The sequence below is a fragment of the Azohydromonas lata NBRC 102462 genome, from assembly GCF_001571085.1.
In the GTDB taxonomy this organism is placed as follows: domain Bacteria; phylum Pseudomonadota; class Gammaproteobacteria; order Burkholderiales; family Burkholderiaceae_C; genus Azohydromonas; species Azohydromonas lata.
Map to the genome: position 1 here is coordinate 1 of NZ_BCTC01000029.1, position 11,308 is coordinate 11,308.

At 69.0% G+C, this 11,308-nt stretch carries 10 protein-coding genes and 3 tRNA genes; all 13 read right to left on the reverse strand.

Annotation, left to right across the window (positions count from 1 at the left end):
* Positions 1–68: 68 nt before the first annotated feature.
* A tRNA-Asp gene (locus ALA01S_RS12270) sits at positions 69–145 on the reverse strand.
* A gap of 46 nt (positions 146–191) precedes the next feature.
* Positions 192–267, reverse strand: a tRNA-Glu gene (locus ALA01S_RS12275).
* Between the two features lie 53 nt (positions 268–320).
* Positions 321–396 (reverse strand) — tRNA-Ala (locus ALA01S_RS12280).
* Positions 397–481: 85 nt separating this feature from the next.
* Positions 482–1,888, reverse strand: a complete 1,407-nt coding sequence (gene gltX, locus ALA01S_RS12285; protein WP_066336675.1) for a glutamate--tRNA ligase — start codon at positions 1,886–1,888, stop codon at positions 482–484.
* 4 nt (positions 1,889–1,892) lie between these two features.
* A complete protein-coding gene (locus ALA01S_RS12290) occupies positions 1,893–3,131 on the reverse strand; it encodes an O-succinylhomoserine sulfhydrylase (RefSeq protein ID WP_066336681.1) in 1,239 nt (412 codons plus the stop codon).
* Positions 3,131–4,657 (reverse strand): amidophosphoribosyltransferase, encoded by a 1,527-nt coding sequence (purF, locus tag ALA01S_RS12295; RefSeq protein WP_066336682.1) that lies wholly within the window; start codon positions 4,655–4,657, stop codon positions 3,131–3,133. Before purF ends, ALA01S_RS12290 begins: the two co-directional genes overlap by 1 nt.
* Before the next feature lie 30 nt (positions 4,658–4,687).
* Positions 4,688–5,197 (reverse strand): CvpA family protein, encoded by a 510-nt coding sequence (locus tag ALA01S_RS12300; protein WP_066336683.1) that lies wholly within the window; start codon positions 5,195–5,197, stop codon positions 4,688–4,690.
* Entirely contained in the window at positions 5,197–6,270 is a 1,074-nt protein-coding gene (locus ALA01S_RS12305) for an SPOR domain-containing protein (protein WP_066336685.1), read from the reverse strand. Before ALA01S_RS12305 ends, ALA01S_RS12300 begins: the two co-directional genes overlap by 1 nt.
* Positions 6,271–6,324: 54 nt before the next feature.
* Entirely contained in the window at positions 6,325–7,620 is a 1,296-nt protein-coding gene (gene folC / locus ALA01S_RS12310; RefSeq protein ID WP_066336688.1) for a bifunctional tetrahydrofolate synthase/dihydrofolate synthase, read from the reverse strand.
* 67 nt (positions 7,621–7,687) lie between these two features.
* Positions 7,688–8,560 carry an acetyl-CoA carboxylase, carboxyltransferase subunit beta gene (gene accD / locus ALA01S_RS12315; RefSeq protein ID WP_066336690.1) on the reverse strand — a complete coding sequence of 291 codons (873 nt, stop codon included), beginning with the start codon at positions 8,558–8,560 and terminating at the stop codon, positions 7,688–7,690.
* Positions 8,557–9,387: a tryptophan synthase subunit alpha gene (trpA, locus tag ALA01S_RS12320; RefSeq protein WP_066336695.1), complete on the reverse strand. Its 831-nt coding sequence runs from the start codon at positions 9,385–9,387 to the stop codon at positions 8,557–8,559. The genes accD and trpA overlap by 4 nt, the downstream gene beginning before the upstream one ends.
* On the reverse strand, positions 9,384–10,622 hold the full coding sequence (gene trpB, locus ALA01S_RS12325) for a tryptophan synthase subunit beta (RefSeq protein WP_066336697.1): 1,239 nt from the start codon (positions 10,620–10,622) through the stop codon (positions 9,384–9,386). The genes trpA and trpB overlap by 4 nt, the downstream gene beginning before the upstream one ends.
* A 36-nt stretch (positions 10,623–10,658) precedes the next feature.
* Positions 10,659–11,300 (reverse strand): phosphoribosylanthranilate isomerase, encoded by a 642-nt coding sequence (locus tag ALA01S_RS12330; protein WP_066336700.1) that lies wholly within the window; start codon positions 11,298–11,300, stop codon positions 10,659–10,661.
* Positions 11,301–11,308: the final 8 nt, after the last annotated feature.

The following is an 11,308-nucleotide window of genomic DNA, read 5'->3' on the forward strand; positions in this document are numbered from 1 at the left end:
CCAAATTCAAATTTTCTCAAGAAAACGCCCACTGGTGTGGTGGGCGTCTTCGGTACAACCAAAAACTGTGGCGGAGTGGACGGGACTCGAACCCGCGACCCCCGGCGTGACAGGCCGGTATTCTAACCAACTGAACTACCACTCCGCGTTGGCAACGGCTTACCAGGTTGCCCTGCAAGCGCCGTCAAACTTGGCGTCCCCTAGGGGATTCGAACCCCTGTTACAACCGTGAAAGGGTCGTGTCCTAGGCCTCTAGACGAAGGGGACTGAATCCTTCATGCCCTGATGAACCTCGCGCCCTCACCCGACTTTTGGTTGGATGGTGGAGGTAAGCGGGATCGAACCGCTGACCTCTTGCATGCCATGCAAGCGCTCTCCCAGCTGAGCTATACCCCCTTTCGAGGCCACGAAACTGCAATCACTGCTTTCGCACTTACCGCTGCTTCGTGTTTCGCGCTGTTCATCAAGCGAGAATGAGATTCTATAGCGACTTTGCAGAGGTTTGCAAGCGCTCCGCCACTTTTTCTTTAGAAAAAATCTCGAGCACCGCATCGACCGACGGCGTCTGGGCGCGGCCGCACACCAGCAGGCGCACAGGAATGGCCAATTGCGGCATTTTCAGGCCGTGCTCGGCGAGCGTGGCCTTGAGCGCGCCGGCAATGGAAGCCTTGTCCCACGCGGGCAGCGCCAGCAGCCGTTCGCGCAGCGTGGCCAGCGCCGGCACCACCGCCGGCGTGACGTGCTGGGCCAGCTCCTGCTCGGCGGGCTGTGCGTCCACGAAGTACATGGACAGCCAATCGGCGATCTCCACCGTGGTGCTGCAACGGTCCTTAAACAAGGCGATCGCCGCCTCCAGCGGGAAGCCTTCCGGTACTTCAATGCCGCGCTTGCCCAGCTGCTCGGTCACCAGCGGCGCCAGCACCGCGTCGGCCGTGCGCTTGATGTGCTGGGCGTTGACCCAGCGCAGCTTGGTCTCGTCGTACTGGCCCGCGCTCTTGCCCAGGTGGTCCAGGTTGAACCACTGCAGGAACTGCTCGCGGCTGAAGATTTCCTCGTCGCCGTGGCTCCAGCCCAGGCGCGCCAGGTAGTTCACCATGGCGTCGGCCAGGAAGCCCTCGTCGCGGTACTGCGTGACGGGCTTGGCGCCGTTGCGCTTGCTCATCTTCTCGCCCTGCTCGTTGAGCACGGTGGGCAGGTGCGCGTACACCGGCGGCTCCTTGCCCAGGGCGCGGAAGATGTGGATCTGGCGCGGCGTGTTGTTGACGTGGTCGTCGCCGCGGATGACGTGGGTGATGCCCATGTCGATGTCGTCCACCACCACGCAGAAGTTGTAGGTGGGCGTGCCGTCCGGGCGGGCGATGATGAGGTCGTCGAGCTCGTCGTTGCTGAACTCGATGCGGCCCTTGACCTTGTCGTCCCAGCTCACGCTGCCGCCCACCGGGCCGCGGAAGCGGATTACCGGCAACACGCCTTCAGGCACCGGCGGCAGGGTCTTGCCGGGCTCGGGGCGCCAGGTGCCGTCGTAGCGGGGCTTTTGCTTGACCGCCATCTGGCGCTCGCGCAGCGCGTCGAGCTCGGCGCTGCTCATGTAGCAGCGGTAGGCCAGGCCCTGCTCCAGCATTTGGGCCAGCACTTCCTTGTACCGGTCCACGCGCTGCATCTGGTAGAACGGGCCCTCGTCGTGGCTCAGGCCCAGCCACTGCATGCCTTCCAGGATCACGTCCACCGCGGCCTGCGTGCTGCGCTCCAGGTCGGTGTCCTCGATGCGCAGGATGAACGTGCCGTTGTTGGCACGCGCGAACGCCCAGGGATAGAGCGCCGAGCGGATGTTGCCCAGATGGATGAAGCCCGTGGGCGACGGGGCAAAGCGGGTGCGTACGGTGGTCATGCGGTCACAGTGAATGCAGGCCGCGCGCGAGATCGGCCTTGAGGTCTTCGACGTCTTCCAGGCCCACGGCCACGCGGATCATGCCTTGCGTGATGCCCGCGGACAGGCGCTGCGCTTCGGTCAGCCGGCCGTGCGAAGTGCTGGCCGGGTGCGTGATGGTGGTCTTGGTGTCGCCCAGGTTGGAGGTGATGGAGCAGATGCGCGTGGCATCGATCACGGCAAAGGCGTTGGCGCGCGCCGCTTCCGGCGTATCGCCCTGGACGATGAAGCTCACCACCGCCCCGCCCAGCCCCGACTGCTGGCGCATGGCCAGCTCGTGCTGCGGATGCGAGGGCAACCCCGGGTAGTAGAGCTTGCTCACCTGCGGCTGCGCCTCCAGCCAGCGCGCCAGCGCCAGCGTCTTCTCGCTTTGGGCGCGCATGCGTATGGACAGCGTCTCCAGCCCCTTGAGCACCACCCAGGCGTTGAAGGGCGACAGGCTCATGCCCGCGCTGCGCATCACGGGCACGAACTTGTCGTTGACCAGCGCTTCGCTGGCGCACACCGCGCCGGCGATGACGCGGCCCTGCCCGTCCAGGTACTTGGTGCCGGAGTGGACGATCAGGTCCGCGCCGAGCTTGGCCGGCTGCTGCAGCGCCGGCGAACAGAAGCAGTTGTCGACCGCCAGCAGCGCGCCCGCGCCGTGGGCGATCTCGGCCAGCGCCGCGATGTCGCACACCTCGGTGAGCGGGTTGCTGGGCGTCTCGGCGAACAGCAGCTTCGTGTTGGGCTTGACGGCCGCGCGCCAGGCGGCCACGTCCGTCTGCGACACGAAAGTGCTCTCCACGCCGAACTTGCCGAACTCGCCCTGCAGCAGCTTGATGGTCGAGCCGAACACGCTTTGCGAGCACACCACGTGGTCGCCAGCTTTCAGCAGGCCCATGAACACCAGCATGATGGCCGCCATGCCGCTGGACGTGGCTATGCAGGCCTCGGTGCCCTCCAGGGCCGCCAGCCGCCGCTCCATCATCATGACGGTGGGGTTGGAGAAGCGGCTGTAGACGAAGGCCTCCTCCTCGTTGGCGAAGCGCCGCGCGGCCGTGGCCGCGTCCGGGTGATTGAAGCTGCTGGTCAGGAACAGCGCCTCGGCGTTCTCGCCCCAAGGGGTGGCGGGCAGGCCCTCGCGCACGGCGATGGTGTCCATGCGCACGTCGGCCGGCAGGTCCACGCGCGGGATGCGCTTGCTGCTGTCAGCGCCGCCCATCAGGCCTGCTCCGTCGCGTTCTGCAGCGCCAGCCGCGAACGGCCCGGGCCCTCTTCCTCCTCGCCACCTTGCGACTGCCGCTGCTCGCGCATGGTCTCGAAGTCCTCGGCCGTGACGTCGCCGGTGATGTAGCGCCCGTCGAAACAGGAGGCCTCAAAGCCCTGGAGCTGCGGGTTGAGCGCGGACACCACGCGCTTCATGGCTTCCACGTCCTGGTAGATCAGCGCGTCGGCGCCGATGAACTCGCGCACCTGCTCGATGCTGCGGCCGTGGGCGATGAGCTCCTCCTTGGTCGGCATGTCGATGCCGTACACGTTGGGGAAGCGCACGGGCGGCGCCGCCGAGGCCATGTAGACCTTGCGCGCGCCGGCCTCGCGGGCCATCTGCACGATTTCCTTGCTGGTGGTGCCGCGGACGATGGAGTCGTCCACCAGCAGCACGTTGCGGCCCTTGAACTCGCTGGCGATGGCGTTGAGCTTCTGGCGCACCGACTTCTTGCGCTTGGCCTGCCCCGGCATGATGAAGGTGCGGCCCACGTAGCGGTTCTTCACGAAGCCTTCGCGGTAGGGCTTGCCCAGCTTCTGCGCGAGCTGCATGGCCGAGGGCCGGCTGGACTCGGGAATGGGAATGACGACGTCGATCTCGCTGGGCGGCATGGTGGAGATCACGCGCTGCGCCAGCGTCTCGCCCATGTTCAGCCGCGCCTGGTACACCGAGATGCCGTCCATCACCGAGTCCGGACGCGCCAGGTACACGTACTCGAACATGCAGGGCTGCAGCGACGGGTTCTCGGCGCACTGGCGCGCGTGCACGGTGCCGGCCATGTCGATGAAGATGGCCTCGCCCGGCGCCACGTCGCGCGTGATGTGGTGGCCCGTGCCTTCCAGCACCACGCTTTCGCTGGCCACCACCACTTCCCTGCCCTCGGCCTGGTCCACCTCGCCGAAGACCAGCGGGCGGATGCCGAACGGGTCGCGGAAGGCCAGCAGGCCGTGGCCGGCGATGAGCGCGATCACGGCATACGAGCCCTTGATGCGCTTGTGCACGGCGGAGACGGCGTCGAAGATCTTGTCCGGCGTGAGCGGCAGGTCGCGCGCGCTGCGCTCGAGCTCGTGCGCCAGCACGTTGATCAGCACCTCGGTGTCGCTCTCGGTGTTGATGTGGCGGCGGTCGATGTCGAACAGCTCCTTCTTCAGCGCATGCGCGTTGGTCAGGTTGCCGTTGTGCACCAGCACGATGCCGAAGGGCGCGTTCACGTAGAAGGGCTGCGCCTCTTCCTCGCTGTAGGCGTTGCCCGCGGTGGGGTAGCGCACCTGGCCCAGGCCGACGTTGCCCGGCAGCGCGCGCATGTTGCGGGTGCGGAACACGTCGCGCACCATGCCGCGGGCCTTGTGCATGTAGCACTTGGTGCCCTGCATCGTGACGATGCCGGCGGCATCCTGGCCGCGGTGCTGCAGCAGCAGCAGCGCGTCATAGATCAGCTGGTTGACGGGCGTCTGGGAAATGACACCGACGATCCCACACATGGTCTTGCGTCCTTCAGTGATGCCGCCCCCTCAGGGCAGCGGCAGAAGCCGCGCCGCCGCGGACGGCAGCGCAGGTTGAATCCGTTCTCTCAGCACCAGCAGCCAGGCCGCCCCGTGCGAATGCTCCCAAGCCGGCGAGCGCGCCAGCGGCGTCAGCCCCACCAGCGTGGCGGCCAGCAGCAGGACGAGCACCCCGCGCGCCAGGCCGAACGCGCCGCCGCCCAAGCGGTCCAGCAGGCCCAGCGGCGAGGCGTGCACCAGCCTGCGCAGCAGCCGCGCCACCAGCCCGCACACCAGCAGCGCCAGCGCGAACACCAGGACGAAGGCCGCCACGCGGCGCCAGGCCTCCGGCGCGCCCTCCCACGGCAGCCACTCGGCCACGGCAGGAGCCCACCGCTGCGCCGCGAGCCAGGCCACCACGTAGCCCGCCAGCGACAGCAACTCGAAAATCAGTCCGCGCCACAGCCCCGCCAACAGCGACCACAGCAGCAGGCCCAGCATCGCGACATCGACCCACCCCAATACCGGCAAGCCATTCATTACAACGGCAGCAGCGCCGTCGGCAGCCCGGCAGCCTTGAGCTTGCCAAGGGCTTTGTCGGCTTCTTCACGGCTGGCGAAAGGCCCAACGCGCACGCGTATGCGGCGCCCAGCATCGGTTTCCACGACCTGCGTGAAGGTGCGGATGCCCAGCTTCTCCACCCGCGCGCGCGCCTCGCCCGCGGCCGTGGCATCGGCAAAGGCGCCCACCTGCACGATGTAGCGCTTCTCCACGCTGTCGTTGCTGCGGTCGCGCAGCGCCTCGCGGGCCACCGCCTCGCGCGCGGCCTCGCGTTCCCTGGCCTCACGCGCGGCCTTGTCCTTGGCTTCGCGGGCCGCAACTTCGCGCTCGCGGGCGGCATCGCGCTCCTTGGCCTCGCGGGCGGCCTTGTCCTTGGCTTCCTTGGCAGCGACTTCCCGCTCGCGGGCCGCCTCGCGCTCCTTGGCTTCGCGGGCCGCCTTGTCCTTGGCTTCCTTGGCCTCGCGGGCCGCGACTTCACGCTCGCGGGCGGCATCGCGTTCCTTGGCCTCGCGGGCCGCCTTTTCCTTGGCTTCGCGTGCGGCGAGCTCCTTGGCCAGGTCGCGCGTGGGCTCCTTGGGCGCGGACGCGGCAACGCTGCTGCGCGGCGGGTCGGCCAGCACGCGTATGGGCGCGGAGGCCTTGGCCGCAGGCACCGCCGATGCGGGCGCGGCCGCGACGCGCGGCGCACTGGCCGCTGCCGGCGCGACGGGCCGGATGGCAGGCGCGGCCGCCGAGGTCTGCGCAGGGGGCGGCACCTCGCGCCCGGCCTCGTCGGCCGTCTCGGTGATGGGTGCACCGCGCGAAGGCAGCACCAGCGGCGCGCCGCCGTCCTTGCGCGGAATTTCTATGCTCACTTCCACGGGCAGCGGCCGCGGCTGCGTCTCGAACAGCATGGGGAAGCCGACGATGCCCACCCCGAGCAGCAGCACAGCGCCTATGAGCCTGCGCCGCGCGCGCACCCGCGCGGCCTGCACCTGCTCGGCCGGCGAGGCCATGCCCACCGGCTCACGGTCCGATGCGTTCTTGCGCTTGAGGAAGGGAAAAAGGGGCATGCCGAAGCTGGGAGTGGGCGTGCGCCCGTGGGGAAAAAAACGAATTCCGAGACTTCAGCCGACGTGGGACGCACCCAGGCGCGGCAGCCCGTTCTTGAGTACACCGCCCACGGTGTAGAACGAGCCAAAGACCACGATTCTATCAGCGGGGTCCGCGGCTTCGAGGGCGGCGGCCAGCGCGGCGGCCGGATCGGCATGCTCCTGCACTTGCACGGGCTTGCTCCCGGCAGCGGACTGCACCACGGCGCGCAGCGTGGCCGTGTCGGCCGCGCGCGGCGTGGGCAGCGCGGTGAGCTGCCAGCAGTCCACCAGCGGCGCGATGTGCGCCAGCGCCCCGGCCAGGTCCTTGTCCTGCATGGCGCCGAACACGGCGAAGGTGCGCGGATAAAACCCCATCTGGTCCAGGTTGAGCGCCAGCGCCGCCACGGACTGCGGGTTGTGCGCCACGTCCAGCACCAGCACGGGCTGGCCCGGGACGATCTGGAAGCGGCCCGGCAAGTCCACCACCGCCAGCCCCTGGCGCACGGCCTGCGCGCTGATGGGCAGCCGCTCCTGCAGCGCCTCGAACACCGCCAGCACCCCGGCGGCATTGAGCAACTGGTTGGCGCCGCGCAGCGCCGGATAGGCCAGGCCGTGGAAGGCGCGCCCGCGCCCCTTCCACTGCCACTGCTGGCGGTCGCCGGAGTGCATGAAATCGCGCCCGGCCACGCGCAGGTCCACGCCCAGCGCGGCGGCCACGTCCAGCACGCTTTGCGGCGGCTGCGGGTCGCTGATCACGGCCGCGCTGCCCGCGCGCAGGATGCCGGCCTTCTCGCGGCCGATGCTTTCGCGGTCCAGGCCCAGGAAGTCGGTGTGGTCCAGCGCAATGCTGGTGATGAGGGCGCAGTCGGCGTCAATGGCGTTGACCGCGTCCAGCCGCCCCCCCAGGCCCACTTCCAGGATCACCAGGTCCAGCGGCGCCTCGGCCAGCGCCCGCATGATCACCAGCGTCGTGAACTCGAAGTAGGTCAGCGTCGTGCCCTGGCGCGCGGCCTCCACGGCCTCGAAGTGCGGCAGCAGCGCCTGCGCCGAGATCATTTCGCCGTTGATGCGGCAGCGCTCCTCGAAGTGCACCAGGTGCGGCTTGCTGTAGAGCCCAACCCGGTAGCCCGCGGCCAGCGCGACGGACTCCAGCATCGCGCAGCTCGATCCCTTGCCGTTGGTGCCGGCCACGCTCACCACGGGCACCCCAAAGCGCAGGCCCAGGCGGTCGCGTACCGCGGCCACCCGCTCCAGCGTCATGTCTATGCCCTTGGGATGCAGGGCTTCGCAGTGGGCCAGCCATTCGTCGAGCGTGCGGGGGGTGGTCATGGGCGCGGATGGTAAGAGGCAGCAAAAAGGCCGGCTCGCGGCCGGCCTTGCGGGAACAGGGGCGGCGTCAGGCGACGGCGTCGGCGCTTTGGCGCTGCAGCATGGCCAGCGCGTGGGCGATGGTGGAGCGCAACTGGCGCCGGTCCACGATCATGTCCAGCGCCCCCTTCTGCAGCAGGAACTCCGAGCGCTGGAAGCCTTCAGGCAGCTTCTCGCGCACGGTGTTCTCGATGACGCGCGGGCCGGCGAAGCCGATGAGCGCCTTGGGCTCGGCGATCACGATGTCGCCCACGAAGGCGAAGCCCGCCGACACGCCGCCCATGGTCGGGTCGGTCAGCACGCTGACGTAGGGCAGCTTGGCCTTGGCCAGCCGCGTGAGCGCGGCGTTGGTCTTGGCCATCTGCATCAGCGACAGCAGGCCCTCCTGCATGCGCGCGCCGCCCGTGGCCGTGAAGCACACGAAAGGCACCTTCTGCTCGATGGCGGTCTCGACGCCGCGGACGAAGCGCTCGCCCACCACCGAGCCCATGGAGCCACCCATGAAGTCGAACTCGAAGCACGCCGCCACCAGCGGCACGCTCATCACCGAGCCGCCGATCACGATCAGCGCGTCGGTCTCGCCCGTCTGGTCCACGGCCTGCTTCAGCCGCTCGGGGTACTTCTTGCTGTCCTTGAACTTCAGCGCATCGACCGGGATGACCTCCTGGCCGACCTCGTAGCGCCCTTCATGGTCCAGGAAGGCGTCCAGCCGCGCGCGCGCGCCGATGCGGTGGTGGTGGTCGCACTTCGGGCAGACGTTGACGTTCTGCTCCAGGTCGGTCTTGTAGAGCACCGTCTCGCACGAGGGGCACTTGATCCACAGGCCTTCGGGAATGGTGCGCCGCTCCGAGGGATCGGTCGGCTGGATCTTCGGGGGCAGCAGCTTCTCAAGCCAGCTCATGCATGTGCTCCTTGCGCCACGCCATCCAGGGCGGCGCGTATCTCGGCCATGAATTGGCGGCCGGCGGCCGCCACCTCGTCCTTCGGTCTTTCCTGCAACAGCTGGACGAGCCGCGAGCCGATCACCACCGCATCGGCCACCTCACCCACCGCGCGCGCCGAAGCCGCGTCGCGAATGCCGAAACCCACGCCCACCGGCACGCTCACGTGCGCGCGGATGCGCGGCACCATGGCCGCCACGGCGCCGGTGTCCAGGTGCCCGGCGCCGGTGACGCCCTTGAGCGAGACGTAGTAGACGTAGCCGCTGGCGATGCGCCCAACGTGCGCCATGCGCGCCTCGGTGGAGGTCGGCGCCAGCAGGAAGATGGGGTCCATCCCCGCGGACTGCAGCAGCGCGGCAAAGGCCTCGCACTCCTCCGGCGGGTAGTCCACGATGAGCACGCCGTCCACGCCGGCAGCTTGGGCGTCGGCCACGAAGCGCTCGACGCCGTAGCGCTCCACCGGGTTGGCGTAGCCCATGAGCACCACGGGCGTCGCGTCGTCGCCGCGGCGGAACTCGCGCACCATCTCCAGCACCTGCGGCATGCCGATGCCGCGCGAGAGCGCCCGCTCGGCCGCCTGCTGGATCACCGGGCCGTCGGCCATGGGGTCGGAAAACGGCACGCCCAGCTCGATCACGTCCGCACCGCCCTCGGCCAGCGCGCGCATGAGCGCGGGCGTGACGTCGGCATACGGGTCACCGGCCGTGACGTAGGGGATCAGCGCCTTGCGGCCCTGGGCCTGCAGCCGCTCGAAGGTGGCGGCGATTCGAACAGAGCCCTTGCTCATTGCTTCACCTTCTGGCCCTGGCAGGACGGACGGCAGTAGAACGATGCGCCGGAGAGGTCGGCGACGGTGCCGATGTCCTTGTCCCCGCGGCCGGAGAGGTTGACCAGCAGGTGCTGGTCCGGCCGCAGGGTGGCGGCCAGCTTCATGGCGTGGGCCACGGCGTGGCTAGATTCCAGCGCGGGGATGATCCCTTCCGTGCGGCACAGCCGGTGGAAGGCGGCCAGCGCCTCGTCATCCGTCACGCCCACGTACTCGGCGCGGCCGATGTCTTTCAGGTACGCGTGCTCGGGGCCGACGCCGGGGTAGTCCAGGCCGGCGGAGACGGAGTGCGTCTCCGTGATCTGGCCGTTGGCGTCCTGCAGCAGGTAAGTGCGGTTGCCGTGCAGCACGCCGGGCGAGCCCATCTGCAGCGAGGCGGAATGCTTGCCGGACTCCAGCCCCTGCCCCGCCGCTTCCACGCCGATGAGCCGCGTGCCCTCGTGCGGGATGTAGGGATAGAAGATGCCCATGGCATTGCTGCCGCCGCCCACGCAGGCGATCACGGCGTCAGGCTGGCGCCCAATCATTTCCGGCATCTGCACCAGGCACTCGTCGCCGATGACGCGCTGGAAGTCGCGCACCATGGCCGGATACGGGTGCGGGCCCGCCACCGTGCCGATGATGTAGAAGGTGTTCTCGACGTTGGTCACCCAGTCGCGCAGCGCCTCGTTGAGCGCGTCCTTGAGCGTGCGCGAGCCGGACTCCACCGGCACCACGCGGGCACCCAGCAGGTGCATGCGGTACACGTTGGGGCTCTGGCGCTTGACGTCCTCGGCGCCCATGTACACCACGCACTCCATGCCGTAGCGCGCGCAGATGGTGGCCGTGGCCACGCCGTGCTGGCCGGCGCCGGTCTCGGCGATCACGCGCGGCTTGCCCATGCGCTTGGCCAGCAGCGCCTGGCCAATGGTGTTGTTCACCTTGTGGGCGCCGGTGTGGTTGAGGTCCTCGCGCTTGAGGAAGATCTGCGCGCCGCCGATCTCGCTGGACAGGCGGGCCGCGTGATAGACGGGGCTGGGACGGCCCACGAAATGGGCCAGCTCGCGGCGGAATTCGGCCAGGAATTCCGGGTCGGCCTTGTAGTGGTCCCAGGCGCCCTTGAGCTCGTCCAGCGCGTGGATCAGCGTCTCGGCAACGAAAGTACCGCCATAGGGGCCGAAGTGCCCGCTGGCGTCGGGTTGGTCGTAATTCAGCATTTCAAAAGCATTCAGGCTGGCAGGCGGGGCGGGTGCTCAGAGGGCGGCCGACTGGGCGTCGGCCGAACGCACCGCCTCGCAGAACCGGTGCATCAGCGCGGCATCCTTGATGCCCTTGGCGACTTCCACACCGGAGCTCACGTCAACGGCCCAGGGCCGCACGCGAAGCACGCCATCGGTCACGTTGGCAGCACTCAACCCACCAGACAAAACGACCGGAGCGGGGAGCGCGGGAGGGATGAGCGACCAATCGAAAACCTTGCCTCCGCCACCATAGCCTTCGACGTGCGCGTCGAGGAGCAGCCCCTGGGCGTGCGGGTACTGCCGGGCGAAGTCTAACAAATCGACCCCTGGGGAAACCCTGGCGGCGCGCAGGAAAGGCCTGGCGGGCGCCGCGCACTGCGCCGGCGTCTCGTCGCCATGGAACTGCAGCAGCGCGTTGGGCACGGCCTGCAGCGCCTCGGCCAGCAGCGCCGCATCGGCGTTGACGAACAGGCACACGGGCATCACGAAAGGCGGCAGCCGCCGCGCCAGCTCGGCCGCGCGCGCCGGGCTCACACGGCGCGGGCTGCGCTCGTAGAGGACGAAGCCTATGGCGTCGGCCCCGGCCGCCACGGCGGCGTCCACGTCGGCCTCGCGCGTGAGGCCGCAAATCTTGATGCGGGTGCGGTGACTCATGGGGGAAG

Excerpts from the sequence above, each read along its gene's own strand:
- gltX (WP_066336675.1), bottom strand. The coding sequence starts at position 1,888 with ATGACCACCGTACGCACCCGCTTTGCCCCGTCGCCCACGGGCTTCATC.
- ALA01S_RS12290 (WP_066336681.1), bottom strand. The coding sequence starts at position 3,131 with ATGGGCGGCGCTGACAGCAGCAAGCGCATCCCGCGCGTGGACCTGCCG.
- purF (WP_066336682.1), bottom strand. The coding sequence starts at position 4,657 with ATGTGTGGGATCGTCGGTGTCATTTCCCAGACGCCCGTCAACCAGCTG.
- ALA01S_RS12300 (WP_066336683.1), bottom strand. The coding sequence starts at position 5,197 with ATGAATGGCTTGCCGGTATTGGGGTGGGTCGATGTCGCGATGCTGGGC.
- ALA01S_RS12305 (WP_066336685.1), bottom strand. The coding sequence starts at position 6,270 with ATGCCCCTTTTTCCCTTCCTCAAGCGCAAGAACGCATCGGACCGTGAG.
- folC (WP_066336688.1), bottom strand. The coding sequence starts at position 7,620 with ATGACCACCCCCCGCACGCTCGACGAATGGCTGGCCCACTGCGAAGCC.
- accD (WP_066336690.1), bottom strand. The coding sequence starts at position 8,560 with ATGAGCTGGCTTGAGAAGCTGCTGCCCCCGAAGATCCAGCCGACCGAT.
- trpA (WP_066336695.1), bottom strand. The coding sequence starts at position 9,387 with ATGAGCAAGGGCTCTGTTCGAATCGCCGCCACCTTCGAGCGGCTGCAG.
- trpB (WP_066336697.1), bottom strand. The coding sequence starts at position 10,622 with ATGCTGAATTACGACCAACCCGACGCCAGCGGGCACTTCGGCCCCTAT.
- ALA01S_RS12330 (WP_066336700.1), bottom strand. The coding sequence starts at position 11,300 with ATGAGTCACCGCACCCGCATCAAGATTTGCGGCCTCACGCGCGAGGCC.